We start from the raw sequence: 25179 nt of genomic DNA on the forward strand, positions 1-25179 counted from the left end.
TTAGGAAAGATGTATCATCGGATACACCATTTTACTATAATCAAGGGTAGAGGAGTCTCGCAAATTTGATGTTTTAGTAAGTCCTACCTACACAAATCAGGAACAAGCGCTATACTGTCTGGTAGTCAAAATCTTTGAGCAACTACTGTACTGCATGGGTCAGCCTAAGACCCTGTACATAGTTGGGCAATAGTCCTATCTGAGGTATTTTCATGGTTAACCGAGTGACCAATATCGAAGAATTAGAGAACTTGATTGCGCGGGTAAAAGCAGCCCAGCAAGAATTCTCTGGCTTCACTCAAGAACAGGTAGACTACATTTTTAAGAAAGCTGCCCTAGCGGCTAATGCGGCGCGTATACCTCTAGCTAAAATAGCAGTCGAAGAAACAGGTATGGGGGTGGTTGAGGATAAAGTGATTAAAAATCACTTCGCCTCAGAAATCATCTACAACAAGTATAAAAACACCAAAACCTGTGGTGTTATTGAATCCGATAAATCCTTCGGATTCCAAAAAATCGCCGAACCTGTGGGCATCTTAGCAGGTATTGTCCCCACTACTAATCCCACCTCTACAGCTATTTTTAAGGCCTTAATTGCCCTAAAAACTCGCAATGGGATTATATTTTCACCCCACCCCCGCGCCCAAAAATGTACTAATGAGGCGGCGCGTATTATTCTGGAAGCAGCCGTTGAAGCCGGTGCGCCGGAAGATATTATTGGTTGGATTGATGAACCAACAGTTCCCCTATCTCAAGCCTTGATGCAGCATCAGGATATTAAACTGATACTCGCTACAGGGGGTCCGGGAATGGTGCGGGCTGCTTACTCTTCCGGGCGGCCCTCTTTAGGTGTTGGAGCGGGGAATACTCCGGCTTTAATTGATGATTCTGCTCATATTAAAATGGCGGTATCTTCGATTATCCTGAGTAAGACTTTTGACAATGGCATGATTTGTGCTAGTGAACAGTCTGTAATTGTCGTTGATTCTATTTATGACCAGGTGCGGGAGGAATTTCTCAGCCGTGGTGCTTATTTCCTCACCCCAGAAGAAACCGATCGCATGGCTAACGTCATTTTTGTAGACGGTCATCTTAACCCCGAAATTGTCGGTCAAACTGTTAATAAATTGGGAGGAATGGCTGGGCTAAATCTTCCTGATAATACCCGTGTGATTATCGGGGAACGACCGGAAATTGATGATGATGACCCCTTCGCCCATGAAAAACTATCGCCGGTTTTGGTTATGTATCGGGCGAAAGATTTTGAGGATGCGGTTCTGAAGGCTGAACGTTTGGTACAGTTGGGAGGTCGTGGTCACACCGCTGCCTTGTATACTTCCCCTAATAATACTGCTCATATTAACGCCTTTGAGGGTAAGGTACAAACGGCGCGGGTGTTAATTAATACCCCTTCATCTCAAGGGGCGATCGGAGATTTGTATAATTTCCGTCTTGACCCTTCTTTAACTCTGGGTTGTGGAACTTGGGGCGGTAATTCCATTAGTGAAAACGTCGAACCTACTCACCTGTTAAATATTAAAACCGTCGCCGAACGACGGGAAAATATGCTGTGGTTCCGAGTCCCTCCCAAAATCTATTTCAAGTATGGTTCCCTACCCGTCGCTTTGCGAGAGTTGGCAGGTAAAAAACGGGCTTTTATTGTCACTGATAAGCCTTTGTTTAACTTAGGAATTACCGCATCTCTTGAGGAAGTCCTCGAAGAAATCGGGGTTAAATATGACGTTTTTTATGATGTTGAACCTGACCCGTCTTTGGATACCGTACAACGGGGTTTAACTCTCATGAATACCTTTGAACCCGATGTTATTATTGCCATTGGTGGTGGATCGCCTATGGATGCGGCTAAGATTATGTGGCTCATGTATGAACATCCAGATATTGAGTTTGAAGGTTTGGCGATGCGATTTATGGATATCCGTAAACGGGTCTATGATTTGCCGCCGCTGGGGGAAAAAGCACTAATGGTAGCAATTCCTACCACTTCGGGAACTGGTTCGGAAGTGACACCCTTTGCTGTGGTTACCGATCGCCGCAATAATATTAAGTATCCTTTGGCAGATTATGCCTTGACTCCTAATATTGCGATCGTTGACCCCGAATTGGTGTTAAATATGCCCAAAAGTTTAACATCTTTTGGCGGTATTGATGCCTTAACTCACGCCTTAGAAGCCTTTGTTTCCGTCTTGGCTTCCGAATACACTAATGGCATGGCTTTAGAAGCCATTCGGCTGATTTTCAAGTATCTGCCTAGTTCCTATAAAAATGGCGCGAATGACCCGAAAGCACGGGAAAAAATGCACTATGCCTCTACCATGGCTGGGATGGCTTTTGCTAATGGTTTCTTAGGCATTTGCCATTCCATTGCCCACCAATTAGGCGGGACTTTCCACATTCCCCACGGTTTAGCGAATGCCTTGATGATTAGCCATGTAATTCGCTACAATGCCACTGATGCACCCTTCAAACAAGCCACTTTCTCCCAATACAAATATCCTAACACTAAATGGCGTTATGCTCGGGTGGCCGATTATTTGCATTTGGGAGGGAATACTGATGATGAAAAAATCGATCGCCTAATTTTGGCTATTGAAGAACTCAAGCATCAGGTAGGCATTCCTAAAGCCATGAAAGAAGTCGTTAAAGAAAGCGAAGCCGAGTTTTTAGCTAAAGTTGATGAAGTCGCCGATCAAGCCTTTGATGATCAGTGTACAGGGGCCAATCCTCGCTATCCCTTAATTGAGGATCTCAAGCAACTGATTATTGATGCCTATTATGGTCATCCCGTGGTGGCGAGTGAAAATAATGGCAAAACTGTATTTCCGACCTTTGGCCCGGAACCAGTCATGATGGGTGAATAGGTTTTCAGTCACCTAATCAATAGAAGTTAATTTAAGAGGCGGGTTTCTGACTAGATCAGATCCCCTCTTTTTTTGATCACATGGGAGACAGCATACCCATAAATATTTTGGTGTCTGACTCATGTATAATCCAAATATTAGATTCTCACTAAGAACCTGATGTGAGTAATTATCTGGATGACCATAACAACCCATGACCTATATCACCATCGTCTTGATATTACTGCCAATTTTGGTAGGATTTTGCATTTATCTATTCCCCAAAATAGATCGCTATTCGGCTATGGCCGTTGTCCTGATGTCTTTTGCTTACGGGTTATGGGTTATTTTGGAACCCCCAAACCTGAATATACAACTACTGAATAACTTTGGTGTTCAACTATTCATTGACCAAACCAGTGGCTACTTGATATTGACCAACGCCCTAGTCACCATGGCGGTGATTTTATACTGTTGGTCGTCCCGGCTTTCTGGGTTGTTTTTTACTCAGATATTAATTGTTCATAGCAGCCTTAACTCCATTTTTATCTCCCAGGACTTTATCAGTCTATATGTGGCTTTAGAAGTCTTAGGAATAGGCGTTTTTTTATTAATTGCTTATCCTCGCAGCGATCGCTCTATTTGGGTAGGCTTACGCTATCTATTTGTCAGCAATACCGCCATGCTATTCTACCTGGTAGGAGTCGCCCTCGTCTACCAAGCCCATCATTCCTTTGCCTTTGCTGGCTTACGGGGTTCCTCCCCAGAGGCTATATCCCTTATCTTCATGGGTTTATTAGCCAAGGGTGGTATCTTCGTCTCAGGGTTATGGCTACCCATGACCTATGCTGAATCAGAAACCCCTGTTTCCGCCCTTCTCTCAGGAATTGTCACCAAAGCCGGAGTTTTTCCCTTAGTACGTTTAGCCTTAATTCTACCCGAATTTAGCCCAATTCTCAGCATCTTTGGGGTAGCTGCCGCCTTGTTAGGTGCAATTTATGCCATTTTTGAACAAGACACCAAACGCACCCTCGCTTTTAGCAGTATTTCCCAATTAGGTTTTATCATTGTCGCCCCCGTCGCCGGAAGTTTTTATGCCCTCAGTCACGGCTTAGTTAAATCCGCTTTATTCCTCATAGAAGGAAGCCTGCCCAGCCGCAACTTTAAACAACTGCATCAACAGCCCATTAATACTTTTCTCTGGCTAATTCTACTCCTGGCTAGTTTGTCTATATCTGGTTTCCCGCTGTTATCTATTTTTTCAGCCAAAGCTCTAGTTTTTAAAGACTTGTCAACTTGGGAAGATATCGCCCTCAATATTGCCTCAGTCGGAACCGTGATATATTTTGCCAAATTTATCTTTATTCCCCACCAACAATCCGCCGATTCCGAAAAATTTGACTCTCAAAAATTGGCATTACTTCCCGCTATAGGTATTCTGTTTATTGCCTTAATTTGTGCCAATAGTCTCTATTACGAGTCCACCTATTCCGTCGAGAAGATTACTAAGGCTTTAGCTACTATTGGGGTGGGTTGGTTAGCCTATTTTCTGATTTTCAAAAATTCCCTAATTAACCTGCCCAAAACTTGGGAAAAATTAGACCACCTGATGGGGGTCATGACCCTGAGTTTAACCGCTATATTTTGGCTAGTTGTGTGGTTGAAAATCTCCTAAATTTTGGACACAATAAAACACGAGATTTGGGCTAACTAAATTTTGCCAAAATCCCTAAAAAGATGTTTTGTTTTTTGCCGAAATCGTGTATGCTTTACATATAATTCATCAACTCCTTTAGCTGACAGATAATTGTGTTAGAGTCGTTAGTATTCGCCTCCGTGATGTTCGGATTTTTCGGCATCATTCTCAAAAAGAACCTGATGATGAAAATTATCTCCATGGATGTGATGAGTACAGGGGTAATCGCCTATTATGTACTCATCGCCTCACGGGATGGCTTTTTTACACCGATTATCGGTAATGCCGCAGATAATGGCACTTATGCCGACCCGGTGCCACAGGCGGTGATTTTGACGGCGATCGTAATTGGCTTTTCCGTCCAAGCATTAATGCTGGTTGGTGTCATAAAGTTAGCCCGCGATAACCCCACCCTAGAAACCGACGAGATCGAAAAGAACAATACCCCATGACCAATATTACGATCGCATTGATAGCATTACCAATGTGTATGGGGTTCAGTATCTATTTACTCCCCAAACTCGATCGCTATCTGGCCATTTTCACAGCCCTTTGTTCCCTAGCTTATGGGTTGCAGGTTCTGTTAAATGATACAGATTTATCAATCCAGCTACTAGATAACTTCGGTGTTCAACTATTAGTTGATCAACAAAGTGGCTACTTTATCTTGACCAACGCCCTAGTCACCATGGCAGTGGTTTTTTACTGTTGGAACCGGGGTAAATCCGCCTTTTTTTATGCCCAGGCTATCATTTTACATGGCAGTGTTAATGCCACATTTGTTTGTCAAGATTTTATTAGCATATATGTAGCCCTAGAGGTGTTAGGAATCGCAGTTTTCCTGTTAATTTCCTATCCTCGTAGCGATCGCTCCATTTGGATAGCCTTACGCTATCTATTTGTCAGCAACACCGCCATGCTATTCTATCTGATTGGGGTCGGTCTTGTCTACCAAGCCGCTCATTCCTTTGCCTTTAGTGGCTTACGGGTTTCCCCTCCAGAAGCCATAGCCCTTATCCTAATGGCACTATTAGTCAAAGGTGGCGTGTTTGTCTCTGGGTTATGGCTACCGCTAACCCACTCCGAATCAGAAACCCCCGTTTCCGCCCTCCTTTCAGGAGTCGTAGTCAAAGCCGGAGTATTTCCCCTAATTCGTTGCGCTCTCATTGTACCAGAGATTGACCCAGTGCTAAGAATCTTTGGTATTAGCACCGCCATTTTCGGCGTAGTTTATGCTGTTTTTCAAAAAGACACCAAGCTAACCCTAGCTTTTAGCACCATTTCCCAATTAGGATTTGTCCTCGCCGCCCCCGTAGTTGCTGGGTTTTATGCCCTCACCCACGGCTTGGTTAAATCAGCTTTATTCTTAATAGCTGGAAGCCTACCCAGTCGCAGCTTTAAGCAACTACAGTCCCAGCCCATTAATACCTCCGTTTGGATACCATTATTGATAGCTAGTTTATCCGTGTCTGGTTTCCCCTTACTGGCAGGTTTTGGGGCGAAAATGGTCACCTTTAAAAATCTGTTATCTTGGCAAGACATCATCCTAAATATAGCCGCCATAGGAACCACAATATACTTTGCCAAATTCATCTTTATTCCCCATACTCAACTACCAGAAACCCCAGAAACTGAGGCAAAGCAGCGGGGACTATTGCCAGCTATGGTAATTCTCCTGGGGGGGCTAATTTTGGCTAACTTTTTCTATTATCAATCAGCTTATACCATTGATAATATTGTCAAATCCCTGGTAACTATAGGTAGCGGATGGTTGGCTTATTTTCTGCTGTTTAAAAACTGGGAATTTCACCTATCCAGAACCTGGGAAAAGCTGGAACATATTATTGGTGGAATGACCATCATGTTAACAGTGCTGTTTTGGTTTGTTTTTGCGGTGAGTATAGCATGATTAAATATCTATCTCTCAACTTAATTCTGCGATTAGCTATTTGGTTTCTGATTACTGCTGACCTGAGTTTAGCTAATATCATTATCGGGGTGAGTGTGTGTTTACTATTACCTGGTCGTCGGCCCTCTAAGGCGGCTTTGAAAGACTGGTTAAGGGCTTTTGGGGAAGTGATTAAGTCAGTGCCTCAAGCCTACATAGAGGCTTTTGAGATTATCTTAAAACCCCATAATTACGAAGATATCACCATGGAAAGAGTTAAACCCCAAAGGACACCTGGTTTAATTTTTTTAGATATCTTTATCATTACCTTTACCCCCAAAACCATTGTTTTAAAATATCACCAAGAGGGCTGGTATGAAGTCCATTGGGTACGTCGCAGGAGGCCTGACTCATGAACACCATCTTAATGATGATGCTGGTAGCTTTAATGATTCCTATTTACGAAGCCTGCCAAGATGATAATATTTGGCAAAAGGTGTTAGCATTTTCTAGTATTGCTAGTAAAACATCCATCATGATTCTAGTTGTCTCGGTCTTAAGAGATGATTGGATGATTGGCGTAGTTGGGGTAATTATTCTCAGTGTTGGGAATGCGTCTTTAATGCTATTGGCTCAAATTCTTAGACGCATGAGTGATGTATTAACTAAGTGAATCATGATTAACTTATTCAGTGACCTTTTGATGTTACTTGGGGTGGTCTTTTGGTTTTGGGGAACCTTTCCCCTCGTGGGCGATCGCTCAGTATTATTCAAACTACATGGTTTATCAGTCTCTGATACCTTGGGTTCCATGACCATAGTTGTCGGACTATTACTGAGAATTCCCAGCGAATGGCCCCTGCTCATTCTCGCCATTATCTCTTTGGCAATTTGGAATACTGTTTTAGGATATGTATTAGCTTACTGTTCCAGTAGTGAAGGTGACGATGAACGATAATACTATCTATCTCATTACGGCATTAATGCCTCTAGCCACCGCCATGGTAGTTTTACAAGTTAACCCCTATCATGCCTTAGTAATTCGTGGTATATTGGGTGCTGTGGCTGCTTTGGTTTATGCCATCTTAGGGGCTGCAGATGTAGCCTTAACTGAAGCATTAGTGGGGACGATGCTGGCAATTACTCTGTATGGCGTGGCGGTGCGTTCTTCTTTGGTCATGCGTTTGGGTGTCTTAAAAGAGGAATTACAACTGCCGGAAAGCGATCGCCCTTTTGGTAAAATTGTCGATGAATTGCGCTTAATTTTTCGCCAACATTATATGCGGGTTGAATTAGTACCTTATAAGGACTTAGAAGAGTTACATCATGCCTTAGTCACCAAGGAAATTCATGCCACTTGTATTCAGCCTTTACATTCCCTATTTGCCAGTCCATACCCCACCCAATCTAATCAACCAAAACCTGGAGAAACTACAGAACCATCAGAACCGGAACCTTTACCCTATTATACCACAACTAGAATCAAACGGCTCCATGAGATTATGGAAGCCGAACTGACATCATCCATAACCATTTTAAACTATTTTAACTTAACAGAATCTGGGGAGAAACATTAATGAAATGGGTTTATATCGCTGTGGGTGTCATACTTTATATCAAGATGTTGTTGATATCCAACCCAATTGATGAATGGTTGGGTCCTTCCATTGTGGAAGTAGTAGTGCAAGATAGTGGTGTACCTAATGCGGTTTCTGGCATCATTTTCAGAAATCGCCTATATGATACCATCTTCGAGGTAGTGGTTTTTACTATCTCAATTATGGGCTGTAATTTTTTACTCGCCAACGAGAAACCCCTGAGTAAAGTATATCGATTTACTGATCAACCCTCCATTGTTTTAGCGCGACTAGGGGCAACTATTGCGGCTTTGGTGAGTATTGAATTAGCCATTAGGGGTCATCTTAGCCCTGGGGGTGGTTTTGCGGCCGGAGTAGCCGGAGGGACGGCGATCGGTCTAATTGCGATCACTTCTCCACCGGAGTTAATGCAGGGAATTTATCAGCGTTGGCAGGCATCTATTTGGGAGAAAATTTCCGTCCTCATCTTTATTTTATTGTCGGTAATTACTCTGTTTGGTATAGAATTCCCCCACGGGGAATTAGGGAGTTTAGTCAGTGGTGGCATTATGCCATTACTGAATATTTTAGTCGCCTTAAAGGTGGCTTTGGGGTCTTGGGCAGCGGTGTTAATTTTTATTCGCTATCGGGGCTTATTATAGGTTAATTTACCGTAAATTTCCCGATCGCAATACACTCACCAGCAGCCATAACCCCACCAGGGAAGCCGCCGCAAAGAGGATATTACTAATCAGAGACAACTGGGGAGTTTTTGCCCCAGTTGAAATCATCGCCGCCCCCATAATTAACGAACCGAGTACAATACTAAAAGACAGGCGGTTAGCTGCATCATTTAGGCTATTTTTCAGGCTAGTTAATTCGGGGATTATAATATTCCATTTGAGTGTTTCCGAAGTAACGCGGTCTAAAAACATTTCAATTTGACTAGGCGATCGCAATGATAAACTTTTGAGATCTAAAGCTGTCCTTAACAGAGTCTCTAGGGGGTTATTTCCTAACAACTGATTGCGAAATAACTCCGTCATCAATGGTTTAATTTCATTGAGTAAATTAACTTCCGGGTTGAAACTGCGGGTGACTCCCTCCAAATTCGCCAAAGTTTTAGCATATAATCCCATATTACTAGGGAGGCGAATTTTATTATTCCGAGAAATCTGCAAAATCTCATAGAATACCTGACTAAAATTAATTTCTGCCAGACTCAGATTATAATATCGTCTCAGCATACTATCATAATCATTAGTCAGGCGACCCAGTTGCACAGATTCCGATGATTCTGCTAATTCTAAGGTAAGTTGGGCGCAGCGTCTAGCATCTATATCCACCACTGCTAGTAACATTTCCGTTAAAATTTGCTGAGTCCGAGGGTCTAGCCGTCCCACCATTCCACAGTCTAAAATAGCTACCCGTCCATCATTAAGATAAAATAGATTTCCTGGGTGGGGGTCCGCATGAAAAAACCCATCTAAATAGATTTGCTGAAAAAAGGCACGAAATAATAAACTGGTAATTTCTCCCCGGCGTGGATCATCCTCATTTGTCTGTTTCTTAGAAGGTTCTGACAGCAATAAAGGCACACCATTTAACCATTCTAAAACCAGTAAATTAGGAGTTGTAAATTCCCAGTAAACCTTGGGAATGATTAACTTGGCGGGGTCAAACCATCGAGTTTTGGAGAGATTTTGCCGCAATTTGTCTGTATATTCAGCTTCTGAGGTAAAGTCTAATTCGGCTTTTAAGGCGCTAGTAAATTCCTCAGCGATCGCCACAATATCATAATCTTCTCCCCAGTCAGTAATCGCCACTAAATCCGCCAAGGACTTAATTAACTTAATATCCTGTTCAACAATAATAGAAATTCCTGGGCGCTGTACTTTCAAGGCAACTTCTTCGCCATTTTTCAACGTAGCGCGATGAATTTGTCCAATAGATGCCGCCGCCACCGCCTCAGTTTCAATCCGACTAAAAATCTGGTCTAAAGGTTGAGAAAACTGTTGTCTAAGTTGAGTTTCAATATCCCCCCAAGCTACAGCGGGAACATTAGCTTGTAAATCGGTTAAAGCATCAACATATCTTCCCGGTAGCAAATCAGGACGAGTCGATAAAAGTTGTCCTAACTTCACATAAACCGGACCCAATTCAATTAAAATATTCCGTAGGACATCAGGAGATGGTAGCCGAGGTTCTTCTGGTTTATCCCCCACTAGCAAACCCCGCATATAGTCCCAGCCGTTGCTGAAAACAATTTCCAAAATTTCGCGTTGTCGGGAGCTTTTTTTAGTAATGGAGAACATAAATTTATCGGCGATAAAACGGACTTAGTAATTCCTGAAAATATCAATAAACGCACTGGGGACTACAAAAAGCGATCGCACCCTATTTAACGGCGCAATGATAGTATCTACTGTATCCGAAATACTAGCGAGTGTCGATCGCCCCACAATCACCACATCATTATTTTGGAGAGGAGGATTATTAGGGGAATTACCTCCCTGAGTAAAATCTATTGGTAGGCGGCGCTGTTCCACAGTACCATCAGGGCGAAAGCGAATCAACTCCACCGAGGACTGATGGGCGCGAGAGGTAAACCCCCCGGCCGTCAGTATTGCCTCATTTAAGGGAGTATTAGGCGGAATTTGAACAACTCCAGACCTTTGCACTTCCCCCACTACATTAACACGGATATTGTTTGGGGAGAAACTAGCGTTAGCAATTGCCCCCATTTCCACCGGGTTAATCTCCGTAGCTGTAGGCACAAAAACCGTATCCCCTTCCTGTAATATTGTGTCCTGGGTAGCATCACCATTTTGCAGTAATTCCCAAAGATTAATAGTAATCACTTGGCGACTCCCACGACTATCAGATCGCCTAATTTCCACCTGTCGAATATCAGCCTCTGGTTTAACCCCTCCCGCCACCTGAATAGCGCGGGTAACTGTCGGGATGCTACCACCACCCGCCGCCCCAGGGACTCCAGCATCTCCCGTGCGAGCAGTGCCAGTAACAGTATAAGGTCCCGGTCGAAATACTTGCCCAATCACAGCAATATTTAAAGGTTCGCTTTGGTCTGCTGCAAAACTCGCCGCGCGGCGGTTAGATAATTGTTCCAGATTGGCAGTTTCTACCCCAGGGATGAAGATACTATCGCCATTTTGTAGAACTATATCCTGTTGCAGATTATCTCCGTCTAGGATGGGTTCTAGGTTGACTTCTAGTATTTGTTCTTGTCCCTGGCCCGTCAGGCGGCGAATTTGCACCCGACTGATATCAGCCATTAGCCGAATTCCTCCGGCTTGCTTAATGGCTTGGGTAATGGTAGCGACTCCCCCTGGTCCTCCCTGACTGGGGATGGTGTAGGGACCGGGGCGGCGCACTTCTCCAGATACAGCAATATCAATTAGGGTGGCTTCGTTGTTAGCAAAACTAGCCCTAGCAATTTGTCGCCCCATTTCTGGGTTAATTTCGGTGGCGGTGGGAATATAGATAACATCCCCATCCCTAAGCCGGATATCCGTGCTGAGATTACCTGTTTGCAGGAGTTCCATCAGATTTAGATTGATGATTTGGTCTGAGGTTCCCCGCTGGGGTCGTCGCAGTTGCACCTGTCGCAGGTCTGCGGCTTGGGTGATACCTCCGGCTAGTTGTAGGGCGCGGGTAATGGTGGGAAATTGGGAACCTTCCCTAATCATGGTATAGGAACCGGGGCGGTTGATTTCTCCAGAAATGCCTATTCTGAGGGGACGGGGAGTAATGAGGCTGATGGTTACTCTGGGGTTTCGTAAAATTCTGGCGCTTTCATAGCGATCGCCTATAGCCCTAGCCGCCTGTTCTAAGGTCATGCCACTTACGGAAATACTACCAGCTTGGGGAAGGTTAACCGTACCGTCAACTAATACTTCTTGTTGACTGCTATATTGTTCCACCGGAAAAATAAATACTTGGATCAGATCACCCGCCCCCAAGGTATATGGGGCTTCCTGAGTTGGTGGCGCTGAAAGCTGATTAAGCTCGGGAGAAGGGTTATCGGTGGGGTTTTGAGCCCAACTGGGGGAAGGTAAAGCGATCGCACCTAGGGCGAGTAGACCCAGACTGGTTAGGGAAATATATTGTTTGGGGGCATAATGGCATTTAATCATAGATATCACTAAGTAGCATAGGGAGGGAGGTTCCCTAGTTAGATATAGATTATATCCCCTAGTTTCCACCTCTCTCCCTACCAAAGAGCGATCGCGGTTATCTGTTTGTAGGTCAACTCATCCATTGACCTACTATGTGAGTTGTTTATGGGTTTTTTTGAGTCTCTTCCACTGTTGTTTGATTTTTTTATAAGACTCATAGGTGGACATTTTCCCGTTGGTTTGCAAAGCGGCAATATAACTAACCTGTTGAGCAAATTCTTGCAGGTTGGCGTTAAATAGCATATTTTCGGGTTGGTCAGATCCTCGATAAGGATAACGGGGGTTCAAAAAGTCGTTTAGTTCCATGATAGCCACCAGTCCTATCAAAATGTGTGATCAAGTTTTGAAATCGTGAGGGACAGCAACAGATATGCAGCCTGAAAACAGAAGATACATTCTCAGGGATGAACTTGTCAAAATCAACCCTGTTGTTTACTGTCCCCTACTTCAACCTAACATTAATTTCTGGGAATGCCTGTAGCATGAGTAGCAATTCAGCTATGATCTACAGGTTATTTCTGGGGCTGTTGGGGTACTAACAGGACACCTTGGCTATCTTTGAGTTCAAATTTCTTCAAGGAAGCTAGGTTATCATTTAATTCGACTCCCGGAGAGGCGATCGCCACTTTCCAATCCGATAAGTCTAATTCTAGCCAATCTCCCACCGTTACCGTCATTGGTTCCCCTCCCATGTGGGCCACCATCACCACTTGGTCTTCTTCCCGGTAAGGGTTTCCTCGGACTCCATAAAAAACGGTCTGAGTCTGATCACCAATTTTGTTAAACTGATCTGTACCCATCAAATTCTGACGCAACCAAATGCGATCGTGTCGGAAGCGACGCAACTGCAAATTAAAATTAGTTTGCACAGCATTTAGATCCTCACCATAGTGAGAGACATTACAGATTTCGTAGCAGTCCTCCATAAACTTGAGGGCAAATTCTTTGAGTTTCGGAATATTGAGATCCTTGAGAAACTCCACCATCTCCGGGTGATTCATCTTTTGCCAATATTCAACTTTACACTCTTGTGCTGAATCCCCCAAACAAGCCTGACAAGCCTCTACCACAGCGGGGAGACTATAATCATTATCAATCATCGCCTGTTGTAAAGCATTGCCAAACTGCTTAATTTCTTCTAAGTCCTCAAAGCCCAAACTTTTTAAACCAGAAAACACAAAATCTCGCTGATACAATTCCGGGGTAATTTGCCAATCTAAAAAGCCCATTTCTTCCGCGACAACTTTCACGCCATAGCGTTCATCAGTATTGCGGAAAAACATCCAGGGGGCTCTGGTGGTAGCATTAATAAAATCCATCGGTAAACCCGGACTAAAGCCATACACCCACAACGTCACCGCCGGATTATCATAACCATTATGCAAAACCTCCGACAAAGTTTTACCCAAATTCCAATTAATTTCTTGGTCTAACTCAACCTGATTTCCCCGTCGGACAGTATCATGGTTAGCACAACCCGTAATCCAATTTTCTCCCTGATACATAACCTCACAAACTCGTTTCCATTTCCTCTCCCAAAAACCCTTTAAAGTGGGGGTATTATGAGCAAAAATTAACGGCCCCCATTGGAAGGAGTCCGGGCGCAGTTCAATCAGATCTCGATAGGTAGAAATTTCCTCCCATCCTTCCTCCGGCCATGGTCTGCCATCTTCAAAAATAGTAAACAGTAACCGTTGATAGCCGCCAATATCTTGAACAACATCACTCATGGCTAACAAATAAGCATCATCCTGTTCGACCAAGCCAGTTAAGGGATTAAAGAACCGGAAATCTTGACCGCCATCAATGCGAATCCCATCAACTCCGGTATTCATTTTACGGCGCTGCATTTCTAGCAAGATAGCCCGCACCGTTGGCAGTTGGTGGTTTAAATCCTGACCATACATATTCTGCCCTTTTAGGAACTGACGATTCAGGAGTAATTCCGATTGGTTATCAGCATGACCATAAACAATGTCATAAATAACCTGAATGGGTCCGGTGGAGAAATTATGCAATGTGGCGATAAAATCCACTACCTCATCAGGGCGACGACTGCCCATAATTGCCGGATTTGTGGTAGAAGACCCTAAAATTGGCACATCATAGCCCCAATCCTGGGTATCGGGTTTGCTCAGATTAATCTCGAGAATGTCTTCATCTTCTGACATGAAGGCGAAAAACTCACTTTCGGGACTATATTCATCCCTAAACTCGATGGGGGGTTCTGTGGGTAGCAGTTGCACAGCACCATAGCCGATATAGTTTTCCTCCAGGGGGGTCAGGGGGATATTTTTGGCTAATTTATCGGAAATACGACTATAAAGGCTGGTTAATCCCTCAAAGGTACCAGCAGCGGTGGCGGTTCCTACATGGAGTTGCAGAATGTTTTTGGGAGCCCGAACCCTGGGAATTAATTTGGGGTTGGGTAGGGGGGAGAGATCATCATCATGTAGGTCAATGGTGGGGTGGCGGGAGGTTCCCCGACGGCTAAAATATTCTAGGTCGGGGCGTTGGGCTTGTAGGGTTTCGATGTCGTAGAGTTCAGCGGGTCCGAATACTCCATAGGGAAGGGAGTAAGCCAGGGGATCACGGATCGCTTGCAGTTTTTCGGCTTGGTCAATGTAGCGCAGCCAATAGAATGATCCGACTTGCTCTCGGCTTCCGGGTTGCATTCCGGCGACAACTCCCCAGTGATATTCTCCCTGTTGTTTGAGGTTTATTCGGGTACGGTGGAAACGGACTACTTGCTGATCTGCCCGCAGGTCTATTTCATCTATGGGGATGAGTACCTCTAGGAAAATCTCTAGCCTCCTCATGACTTGGGAGGTTAATTTGGGAGTCCAAAACCCGATTTGTGTTAGTCCGTCTCCTAGCCAGTGGGCTCCTAATTTTTGGGCGAGAATTTGTGCTTTTTCAAAATAGGAGGCTTTGGAATGTTCGACGGTAGCTGCCCAATTTAGCAGATTTTCGGTTTCTTCGTCTACCAGTTTGATGGTGGGTTCTGTTGTGGTTACCAAAACTAAGTTTCTACTTGACTCGACAATTTCACTCTAGTCTAACCCAGGGGTTTCCGACTCTAGCGTTACTGTTAAATTTGCGATCGCTTGCCCCATTTGTGAATCAACCCTAGGATAGATGTTAACTATAGTTAAGTTTTGTTAACCTGTGAAGGCTAGGCTCCAGTAATCGAGTTAAAGTGTAGTAGGTCAATGGGTCAATTGACCCAAGCGTGCAGTCTCAATCAAATGTGGTTGATGTTTGATAGCGATCGCATAATTATAAGCCTACCTACTGTATGGCATTGATGGGAAGTTAACACTAACATACTTAACCCTAGATTTGTTGTTGTCAATATAGTTTTCATGAATAAATCTATATATCCCTGTTCATCAAGTAAGTCAACTCGTAAATTGACCCACAGGCGCGCTGTATTTTAGCGTTGAGTTGACCGGAAATGAACATGGCGCGAGACTCCTGAAAATTCAGGCGATCGCATAACTGTAAACTTCAAAATTGTTTCACGGAAAACACAAAAATTATGAAATCTTCACTGGTAATTCTGTACCATCGCGAACCCTACGATGAGGTCATCGAAAATGGTAAAATTCACTACCGAGCCAAAAAAAGCCCTAATGGTATTGTACCGACCCTAAAAAGTTTCTTTGCTAACGTTAATCAAGGCACTTGGGTAGCTTGGAAACAAGTAACAGCCAAGCAAAAAGCCGACTTTCAAGAAAGGGTAGAAGTGGAAGATGAAGGTAACTATACTGTGCGCCGCATAGCCTTAAACGCCGACCAGGTTAAACATTTCTACCACATCACCTCTAAAGAGGCATTCTGGCCAGTTCTACACTCGTTCCCGTATCATTTCACCTCGGAAACGGCGGACTGGGAAAACTTTACCACGATTAATCGTTTATTTGCAGAAGCAGCCTGCGAAGAGGCGGCAGATGATGCTTTAATTTGGATTCATGACTATAACCTATGGTTGGCGGCGCGCTACATTCGGGAACTGAAACCGGATGCACGGATTGCCTTCTTTCATCATACACCATTTCCGTCGGTGGATGTGTTTAATATCCTACCTTGGCGACAGGAAATTGTGGAGAGTCTTTTATGCTGCGATTTAGTGGGTTTCCATATTCCTCGCTACTCGGAGAATTTTGTCAATGTCGCTCGGAGTTTGTGCGAGATAAAAGTGGTTAAACGGGAACCTGTAGCCCCTCATCTTACCAAAGTAGGAACTGCTTTAGCAGAACCAGAAATGGTGAGCCAACTTGAGTATAAGGGTCAAATAGTGAATATTGACGCTTTCCCGGTGGGTACAAATCCGGGTTTCATAGAATCGGTTTTAGAGAAGCCAGAGGGTCAGTCACGTTTGACGGCAATTAATGAAGAATTAGGCGATCGCAAATTAATTTTGGCGGCGGGTCGGGTCGATTATGTGAAGGGAAATCGGCAGATGTTAGAAGCCTATGAGCGACTGTTAGAACGTCGCCGAGATCTCCATGGAAAAATTCAGTTTTTGATGACTTGTGTATCGGCGGCTGATGGGATGCGGGTTTATAAAACTGCTCAACATCAAATCGAGCAATTAGTAGGGAAAATTAACGGCCGATTTGCACGATTAGATTGGATGCCGACTTTGTTATTTACCCAGCCGATACCCCTACCGGATTTGTTTTCCTATTACCGATTAGCTGATGTCTGCTGGACTACTCCCTTGCGGGATGGTTTGAACCTGGTAGCTAAAGAATATGTGGTCGCCAGAGAAGATCGCGGCGGTGTCTTGGTGCTGTCGGAATTTGTGGGGGCGGCGGTGGAACTTCCCCAGGCGGTTTTGGCTAATCCCTATTCAACTCAGCGCATGGATGAGGCGATCGAATTTGCTTTAGCCATGGACCCCGAAGAACAAAAACGGCGGATGGCTGAAATGCGTAAAACTGTAGTTAAATATGATGTCAAGTATTGGGCGGATCATGTGTTTGAACGTTTCGAGTCTATGACGCATCAAAAAGCTGCTGTGAAAACTACTGTGGCTGTGTAAACAAGTAACTTGAAATTCGGTTAATTGGTGAACTATAAAGGCTGAGAGTAGCCCACATCAATTAGCCGAGTTTGCGATATTAAAGTAGCTAAGAAAACTCAACTATAATCATCATGGGAGACTATCCAAAAATTCAGGCGGAAACCTACGATTTAATTGTGATTGGCGGTGGTATAAATGGAGCCGGAGTAGCTCGTGATGCGGCGCTGAGGGGCTTAAAAACTATTTTAATTGAAAAGGGGGATTTTGCGGGGGCGACCTCAAGCTGGTCTACTAGGCTGGTTCATGGAGGGTTACGTTATCTGGAATATTTCGAGTTTCCCCTAGTGCGTGAGTCCCTGCGAGAGCGAGAAATTCTACTGCGGACAGCGCCCCATTTAGTTAAACCACTGTTATTAACTGTACCAGTTTATGGGGGGCGATCGCGTCCTTATTGGAAAATTTGGGCGGGAATGCTGCTTTATGATGTGTTCAGCTATGACAAGAGTTTACCGACTCACAGAATGCTACCTAACACCCAATTTCAGCAATTATTCCGGTCTTTAGATAAGGAAAATCTGAAAGGCGGCGCTCAGTATTATGATGCTCAAGTAGAATATGCTGAGAGGTTATGTTTGGAAAATATTATCGCGGCTAAACAAGCGGGCGCGACAATTCTTAACTATGTGGAAGTGACCGGACTTGACCGGGAAGGAAAACGCATTAATCAACTGAATTGTCGGGATGTTTTCAGCGGCGAAACTTTTACGGTTAAGGGTAGCCCGAAGGCGGTAGTTATCAATACTTCTGGCCCTTGGGTCGATCGCGTTTGTCAACTGGGGCGAGAGAAAGACCAACCCGCCGCCATTGGCACAACTCGCAAAATCGGCGGCACTAAAGGCAGCCATATTATTGTAGATCCCTTCCCTGGTGCGCCGGAAACTTCCCTATATGTCGAGGCAAAATCGGACGGACGGCCGTTTTTTATTGTGCCTTGGTTGGGAATGTATCTCATTGGCACTACGGATATTTATTTTAATGAGAATCTGGAAGCCATTAAAGCAGATAATGATGAAATTGATTATCTGTTGCGGGAAACTAATGGCATTATTCCCACCGCTGAACTTTCGCGTCAGGACGTGAAGTTTACCTATTCTGGAGTCCGCCCCCTTCCCTATGTGGAACCTAGCCAAAAAACGGCTGCTATCACCCGGAAACACATTGTTTATGACCATGATAAGGATGGGGTGGAAAATCTGCTATCTTTGATTGGTGGCAAACTAACCACCTATCGCCAGGTGGCGGAAGAGTTGGTTGATGCTAGTTATCAGAAAATGGGGCTACCTGCGCGACGGTGTGAGACGGACACGCCACTACCTGGGGCCATTTTCCCTAATGATACTCGCATCGGACAGGCCCTTTATGATTATCGCCCCCAACTACCTCTGAAAACTATTCATCATCTGTTTTCGATTTATGGGGCGCGGGCGCTGGAGGTATTGCAGCTAACTGATGAACATGAGGAGTTGAGGGAAAAAATTACCCCGGCTTTACCTGATATTAAAGCTCAACTGGTCTACGGAGTGCGATCGGAAATGGCGCAAACTTTGGTAGATATTACCCGGCGACGAACTACTCTAGCCATGCACGCTCGCTATGGGTTAGATTTATTACCGACTATTACTGAGACTCTCCAAAAATATGCGGGTTGGACTCAAGAAAAGTGCGATCGCGAAGTAATAGCCTACCATGATTATATGCGGTTAAACTGCATTCCCGATTATGAATTGGAGGCTTGGGAAAAGGCTTTATCACCCCAAATGGTTTAACCATTGGTGATGCTGAGAGCGAGTCTTTGTGACAATGTATCCTTGTTAAGATAGAATAACGAAGATTTTATGGAATTTCCAGATAAGGAACAGGCAACCCTGACAGTTTTGGGCGCGGGGGCTTGGGGTAGTGCGCTGGCTGAGTTGGCGGGTCATAATGGCCATAAAATTAATCTCTGGTCTCGCCGTTTAGGTAATACTTTGGAGGAAGCGGTAGAAGGGGCTGATTTAATCGTTTCTGCTATTTCTATGAAAGGGGTGGCGGCGACGGCGGGAAAACTCCAGGAAATTGGTATCCCCGATCATGTTCCTATTGTCACTGCTACTAAAGGCTTAGACGCGGAAAGCACCCGGACTCCTTCTCAAATTTGGGAGCAGGATTTCCCAGATCATCCCATTGTGGTACTATCAGGGCCTAATCTGTCGGCCGAAATTGAACGACATCTTCCGGCGGCGACGGTGGTAGCAAGTTCTGACCTAGGGGCGGCGGAGTTCGCCCAGAGGCTATTTGCTTCGAGTTTGCTGCGGGTTTATACCAGTAATGACCCTATGGGGACGGAGTTGGGAGGAACTTTAAAAAATGTAATTGCGATCGCCTCTGGGGTCTGTGATGGCTTACAATTGGGCATTAATGCCAAATCTGCCCTCCTGACACGGGCGTTAACAGAAATGATCCGCATTGGCACCCATTTGGGGGGACAGACAGAGACCTTTTTTGGTCTGTCAGGTTTGGGGGATATGTTAGCCACCTGTAATAGTGCTTTAAGCCGTAATTATCGGGTGGGCTATGGTTTGGCTGAGGGTAAAACCTTAGAGGTGATTTTGCAGGAGTTGGGTAGTACAGCCGAAGGGGTAAATACCACTAATGTACTTATCGCTATTGCTGACCGCGAAAAAATTCCCGTCCCCATTTCTCGACAGGTCTATCGCTTATTGAACAATGAAATTAACCCCGAAGAAGCGGTTGAAGCCTTGATGGAAAGGGATTTAAAACCGGAGTTTCACGAAGAGTCTTAATCATCCTTAATCAGTCCCGGTTTGCTTTTGGGGAATTTTGATGATAAATTCGGTTCCAGTTTCGGGGTCGGATTTAACTTCAATAGTTCCCCGATGAACTTCGGTGATAATTTTATGGCTGAGACTTAATCCCATACCTGTACCTATGTGGGGAGGTTTGGTGGTGAATAGGGGCTGAAAAATGCGATCGCTTAATGATTCGGGAATGCCATTACCATTATCATAAATCCTGATTGTTACCCAACCCTCCCCTGGTGGTTCTGAAGTTTCCACCGTCGTGGTAATCTTAATTTCGGGCTGAAACTCATTGTCTTGTTCTCGGTTAGTATCTAAACTGTCGATCGCATTATTTAGCAGGTTCATAAATACCTGATGAAGTTGCCCTGGGTAGCATTGTACCTGGGGTAATTCTCCGTAGTTTTCAACCATCTCAATGGCGCGACCTTTTTTCCCTTTAATACGTCCCTGTAAAATCAGGATAATATCTGCCAGACCTTCATGAATATCAACAGTTTTTAATTCCCCATCATCCTGTTTATAAAAATTCCGTAGAGACTCCACCAAATGACGGATACGGTCAGTTCCCACTTTAATTGATTCTAGGAGTTGTGGGAAATCTTCTAGCAGAAATTCTAAATCAATATCCTCGATTCTTTCCTCAATTTCTGCCACAGGTTCGGGATAAGTTTCACCATACAACTCTACCAATTCCATTAAATCTTGAGCATAACCAGTCGCATGGTTAATATTACCAGTCACAAAGGAAACCGGGTTATTAATTTCGTGGGCAATGCCGGAAACCATTTGCCCCAAATTTAGCATTTTCTCACTGTATAATAGTTGTTGATAAGCCTGTTTTAACTGTTTATTTTGAGCCGCAATTTTTAAGCCACATCGTACCCTAGCTAATAGCCCATCAATTTCAATGGGTTTGCTCATCAATTCATCAATCCGATATTCCGAAGTAAACTCATCAAGGGAACTACACTCATCTATTTGTTCCTGGGCGGTTAAGAGGATGAAAAATGTGCTAGATAATATCCCATGGGAACGCAGTTTCTGACAGACCTCTAAGCCGTTTAACTCAGGTAACATCCAATCACAAATCATTAATTCTGGGGAGAGACTCTCCGCTAAATCTAGGGCGGTTTTACCATCTTCAGCGATCGCCACTTGATACCCTTGTTCTTCCAGGGTATTCTGTAGAATCATTTGGGTGGCGATGTCATCATCAACAATTAGAATCGTTGCCATGGGTTAATATTGATTAATTGAGTAGTTACTGTGATGTTAGTGAGTCTATTTTGCCATGTTTTGTGATCAGCTATAAAATTTTTGTTTAATCAAACTATCCACCCGGTTAAGATTTTCGGCGAGGGAGTCAATTAGACTCATAGATCCGGCGATGCTTTGGCTGCGGGCTTTTTCTTCAATATCGGCGGCGATCGTTGTTAAAACCGGCACCCCCACATTACCACTAGAACCTTTGATGCGGTGAGCAACCATAGCCATAGCTTGAAAGTCTGATGCGGTGATAGCTTGGCGCAGTTTAACTATATCTTGGCGTGCATTTTCCATAAACACAGCCAATAACTTTTTCTGAAATTCAACCTTACCCCTAGAAATTGTCTGGAGGCGGTCTAAATCAAGCAGGAGCCTAGGTTTATCCTGTTTTGTATGAGTTGATATGGTTTTGGGGGTCGGGCTGGTTTCAGGGGCATTTGGGCTGGGTATTTGTTGCCGACGGGCGGCCCAAGTTTGCAGTTTAAATGCTAACTCCTCCTGGGTGATGGGTTTGCTGATATAATCATCCATACCGGCTGATAAGCATTTTTGGCGATCGCTAGGCATAGCGTGGGCGGTGAGGGCGATGACAGTGGTATGGCGATCGGTTCCTTCCCGTTTCCGTAGTTCCTTGGTTGTAGCGTAACCATCTAATTTAGGCATCTGACAATCCATAAACACTAGGTCATAATGGCGATCGCTTAATAATTCCAGCACCTGTTCTCCATTTTCCGCCAAATCAGCTTCAATCCCTAATAAACTCAACTGATTTAACAATACCTGTTGATTAATAGGATGATCCTCAGCTAGTAAAACTTTTAAATCCAAACCAGTAGGGGATAGGGTAGTAGAATTATCCCCAAAACCATCACTACGGGAGCGAAACTCGGCTAAATTCCCCGTAATTTCATTAGCCATAGCTGTCAGCAAAGCATCAAATAATCGAGAAGCCCGCACAGGTTTAATTAAATAACTGTTAGCCCAACCATCATCTAATAAATCTTCCACCGAACTGAGTCGGCGCATAGAAGTCATTAACACCAACTTAGTATCACTCAGCATGGGTTCATTTTGGATAACTGCGGCTAAATTTTTATCTCCATCAATCAACAGATTTTGGTCAAAAATTGCCAACTTAAAGGGTTGGTTATTATTGGCGGCATCACGCAACTTTGACAAAGCCATTTCTGGGCCAGAGGCTTCCTCAAGTTCCATCCCCCAAGATTGAATCAGATACCGGACAGACTGGCGCACACTTGCATTAGCATCAACCACCAAAATTTTTAATTTGGTTAACGTTTCTGGTAAATTGGGAAATGATGCAGTTTTGGAAATAGAAAAAGGCAGAGTAAACCAAAAATTGCTACCTTGACCAACCACACTTTCTAAACCGATTTCTCCCCCCATAACATCTACCAACTGCTTACAAATTACTAAGCCCAACCCAGTACCTCCAAATTTGCGAGTCGTGGAAGCATCCACCTGAGAAAAAGCCTCAAATAACCTTCCATGAGACTCAGGCGGAATACCAATGCCAGTATCCTGCACTTCATAACGTAATATCAAAGGAGCATTAATATCATAGTTGGGAGGGCGGCTAACTCGCAGGGTGACTTCTCCAGCCGGGGTAAATTTAATGCCATTACTCATCAGGTTTAACAGTACCTGCCGCAGTCTACCTGGGTCGCCCCGCAGATAACGGGGAACATTGCGATCGACAATAGCCGCTAATTCAATGCCCTTATTTTCTGCCTGTGCTGCTAATAAATCAATGATATTTTCTAGGCATTCTTCTAGGTCAAAATCCAAGTCTTCTAGTTCAATTTCTTGGGCTTCTAACTTAGAAAAATCGAGGATATCATTAATTATAGCTAAGAGGTGATTAGCACTGGTGCGAATCGCCTGGACAAAATCTTTTTGTTTAGTATCTAGTTCGGTTTTCAGCAATAACCCAGTCATCCCTAAAACCCCATTCATGGGAGTTCTAATTTCATGGCTCATATTAGCTAAAAATTGGGATTTTAGCCGCGAGTTTTCTAGGGCTGCTTCTCGTGCTTTCACTAATTCATCAATGGGATAAGTGGCAATAACCACGCCGCCTATTTCCTGGTTTAAGGTATACCAAGGATGAATAGCCCAGCGAAAATATCCGTGGGAACCATCAGGATAAATCATGTTATCTTCCGAGCAGGAAATCACCTCACCAGCAATAGCTCGGCGGTAGACTTCTGTACAGGTTTCTGAGATATGGGGGAAAATTTCATAGTGGCTACGACCCACTAAAGATTCTGGGGGAAGATGATACTCTTGGAGCCAGCGATCGCTATAAGCTATATAGCGCATAGAACAATCTAAAATAGCTACAGCCACCGGAGCATTAGTAATAATTTGCTGGAGTTGTTCTCGCTCCCTTTGGAGGGTGCTAGTTTTCAGTTTTCGGGATGTTATATCACGTTGTACAAAGACAAAATGGCTGACTTTTCCCGTGTCATCAGTGACCGGAGAAATACTAAGATCCGCCCAATATTTCGAGCGATTCTGACGGTAGTTAATCAATTCCACTTGTATAGACTGACCCTGGCTGAGGGCGACTTCAACTCGCTTTAATTGTTGCTCGTCTGTGTCGGTTCCTTGCAGAATATTGGGATTTTTACCAATGATATCTTCCGGTTGATAACCAGTAAGATTAGTAAAGGCTTTATTAATATAAACTATCTGAGAATCCGTGGTTTTTTCTGGGTTACATTGAGCGATCGCGATCGCATCAGTGGTATGGCTAACGGCTGATTCGAGTAACCTGAGCCTCTGTTCTTGGCGTTTGCCTTCCGTGATATCACTACCAATATTACACACGGCTAAAATATGTCTATTTTGATTAAAAATCGGAAAATTTACGGATATAAATTGGCGAATTTTACCATGATAATTGACTATATTTTGGTGAGTTTGCTGCACTCTACCACTGTCGAAAACTTTTTGATCCGATTCTTGTAGTTTTTGGGCGATAGTTGTTGGAAATAAATCATAGTTGGTTTTACCAAGAATCTCCTGGGCTGGTCGATTTAAGAAAATTTCGCACTGACGATTAACCATAATATAACGGTTTTGACTATCTTTGGCACAGATCAGCGCCGGACAGTTATCAAGAATAGCTTGCAGCAAATGTTTCTCTTGTGTAGCATTCGTGGCTATCACTTGCTGCTGTTGAATTTGTAGTTTTAATTGTTTAATGGTTTCCTGAAGTTCAGCGGTCTGATCTTGAATGGTCAACAGAAGATCTGATTGGCTATTTTTGACAGGTGCTTGTGTGTGTTGCCGTGGGTAGCGGGTGGTTTCTGGCCAAGAATTAGGGTTGAGGAGTAGACCATTTGAGTTTTGGAGTTGGGGGGTTGACTCACCCAGCCCCAGACCGGGGATTAATTTAAGTAGTCCCTGGATAATTGATAGGGAAATAATGAAAGCGATCGCCCCTACTATAAAAATTAGGTTAGGTGTAGGATTTAACCAAGTTTCTCCCTGTAAGATAATAAAGCTACCAGTGCAGAAGACAAACACAGCAAATAGAAAGATTAATCGACGCAGGGGAAGATCTCGCCAGATCACGATGATGTACAATAACAGCAGGGCGAGAATGTAGTCAGCGATCGCCAATAGAAAAGATACCCTTTGTGGTAACACCATTGGCTCTATAAATCCTAGGCTGGCTATTAAAGCTAGATCTGGGGCTAATAGTTGACGGGCCATTGCTATTACTGTAAAAATCATTAATACTCAAATTTTTGTATAAAACTAAGCTGAGGTG

General features: G+C 44.0%; 18 protein-coding genes. 12 read left to right on the forward strand and 6 right to left on the reverse strand.

The features are described from left to right. Positions 1-212: 212 nt before the first annotated feature. The 9 genes from adhE (at position 213) to N39L_RS26140 (ending at position 8681) form a co-directional block, all read left to right on the forward strand. A complete protein-coding gene (gene adhE, locus N39L_RS26100) occupies positions 213-2879 on the forward strand; it encodes a bifunctional acetaldehyde-CoA/alcohol dehydrogenase (protein WP_014276811.1) in 2667 nt (888 codons plus the stop codon). Between the two features lie 193 nt (positions 2880-3072). Continuing rightward, on the forward strand, positions 3073-4533 hold the full coding sequence (locus N39L_RS26105; RefSeq protein WP_014276812.1) for a cation:proton antiporter: 1461 nt from the start codon (positions 3073-3075) through the stop codon (positions 4531-4533). Positions 4534-4697: 164 nt separating this feature from the next. Then, complete coding sequence (locus N39L_RS26110; RefSeq protein ID WP_199318073.1) at positions 4698-5006, forward strand: NADH-quinone oxidoreductase subunit K; 309 nt, start codon at positions 4698-4700, stop codon at positions 5004-5006. After that, positions 5003-6463 carry a cation:proton antiporter gene (locus N39L_RS26115; protein ID WP_006619690.1) on the forward strand — a complete coding sequence of 487 codons (1461 nt, stop codon included), beginning with the start codon at positions 5003-5005 and terminating at the stop codon, positions 6461-6463. The genes N39L_RS26110 and N39L_RS26115 overlap by 4 nt, the downstream gene beginning before the upstream one ends. Continuing rightward, positions 6460-6858, forward strand: a complete 399-nt coding sequence (locus N39L_RS26120) for a Na+/H+ antiporter subunit E (RefSeq protein ID WP_006619691.1) — start codon at positions 6460-6462, stop codon at positions 6856-6858. Before N39L_RS26115 ends, N39L_RS26120 begins: the two co-directional genes overlap by 4 nt. Further along, on the forward strand, positions 6855-7115 hold the full coding sequence (locus N39L_RS26125; protein WP_006619692.1) for a hypothetical protein: 261 nt from the start codon (positions 6855-6857) through the stop codon (positions 7113-7115). The genes N39L_RS26120 and N39L_RS26125 overlap by 4 nt, the downstream gene beginning before the upstream one ends. A gap of 3 nt (positions 7116-7118) precedes the next feature. Next, entirely contained in the window at positions 7119-7400 is a 282-nt protein-coding gene (locus tag N39L_RS26130; protein ID WP_006619693.1) for a monovalent cation/H(+) antiporter subunit G, read from the forward strand. Beyond that, positions 7390-8019, forward strand: coding sequence for a DUF4040 domain-containing protein (locus N39L_RS26135; protein WP_006619694.1), 630 nt, complete (start codon positions 7390-7392; stop codon positions 8017-8019). The genes N39L_RS26130 and N39L_RS26135 overlap by 11 nt, the downstream gene beginning before the upstream one ends. Then, complete coding sequence (locus tag N39L_RS26140) at positions 8019-8681, forward strand: Na(+)/H(+) antiporter subunit B (RefSeq protein WP_006619695.1); 663 nt, start codon at positions 8019-8021, stop codon at positions 8679-8681. Before N39L_RS26135 ends, N39L_RS26140 begins: the two co-directional genes overlap by 1 nt. Positions 8682-8687: 6 nt before the next feature. Here the strand turns inward: N39L_RS26140 and N39L_RS26145 are convergent, their stop codons facing one another. The 4 genes from N39L_RS26145 to gghA all read right to left on the reverse strand — a co-directional run bounded on the left by N39L_RS26145 (position 8688) and on the right by gghA (position 15238). Then, positions 8688-10334, reverse strand: coding sequence for an ABC1 kinase family protein (locus N39L_RS26145; protein ID WP_014276813.1), 1647 nt, complete (start codon positions 10332-10334; stop codon positions 8688-8690). Positions 10335-10358: 24 nt separating this feature from the next. Then, the gene (locus tag N39L_RS26150) at positions 10359-12176 is read right to left on the reverse strand and encodes an SLBB domain-containing protein (RefSeq protein WP_006619697.1); all 1818 of its coding nucleotides are present in this window, start codon (positions 12174-12176) and stop codon (positions 10359-10361) included. Between the two features lie 132 nt (positions 12177-12308). Next, positions 12309-12524, reverse strand: a complete 216-nt coding sequence (locus N39L_RS26155; protein WP_043468592.1) for a DUF7219 family protein — start codon at positions 12522-12524, stop codon at positions 12309-12311. 206 nt (positions 12525-12730) lie between these two features. Then, entirely contained in the window at positions 12731-15238 is a 2508-nt protein-coding gene (gghA, locus tag N39L_RS26160) for a glucosylglycerol hydrolase (RefSeq protein ID WP_014276816.1), read from the reverse strand. 521 nt (positions 15239-15759) lie between these two features. Between gghA and ggpS the strand changes: the two genes are divergently transcribed. From ggpS to N39L_RS26175, 3 genes are all read left to right on the forward strand, one after another. Beyond that, positions 15760-17268 carry a glucosylglycerol-phosphate synthase gene (gene ggpS / locus N39L_RS26165; protein WP_014276817.1) on the forward strand — a complete coding sequence of 503 codons (1509 nt, stop codon included), beginning with the start codon at positions 15760-15762 and terminating at the stop codon, positions 17266-17268. A gap of 113 nt (positions 17269-17381) precedes the next feature. Further along, on the forward strand, positions 17382-19076 hold the full coding sequence (gene glpD / locus N39L_RS26170) for a glycerol-3-phosphate dehydrogenase (protein ID WP_006619701.1): 1695 nt from the start codon (positions 17382-17384) through the stop codon (positions 19074-19076). Between the two features lie 69 nt (positions 19077-19145). Beyond that, complete coding sequence (locus N39L_RS26175; RefSeq protein ID WP_014276818.1) at positions 19146-20093, forward strand: NAD(P)H-dependent glycerol-3-phosphate dehydrogenase; 948 nt, start codon at positions 19146-19148, stop codon at positions 20091-20093. A 6-nt stretch (positions 20094-20099) separates the two neighbouring features. Here N39L_RS26175 and N39L_RS26180 read toward each other — a convergent pair whose 3' ends face one another. Both N39L_RS26180 and N39L_RS26185 read right to left on the reverse strand, forming a co-directional pair. Continuing rightward, entirely contained in the window at positions 20100-21347 is a 1248-nt protein-coding gene (locus N39L_RS26180) for an ATP-binding protein (protein ID WP_006619703.1), read from the reverse strand. 66 nt (positions 21348-21413) lie between these two features. Continuing rightward, the gene (locus N39L_RS26185) at positions 21414-25142 is read right to left on the reverse strand and encodes a PAS domain-containing protein (RefSeq protein WP_006619704.1); all 3729 of its coding nucleotides are present in this window, start codon (positions 25140-25142) and stop codon (positions 21414-21416) included. Positions 25143-25179: the final 37 nt, after the last annotated feature.

The organism is Limnospira platensis NIES-39 (genome assembly GCF_026000695.1).
Taxonomy (GTDB): Bacteria; Cyanobacteriota; Cyanobacteriia; order Cyanobacteriales; family Microcoleaceae; genus Limnospira; species Limnospira platensis.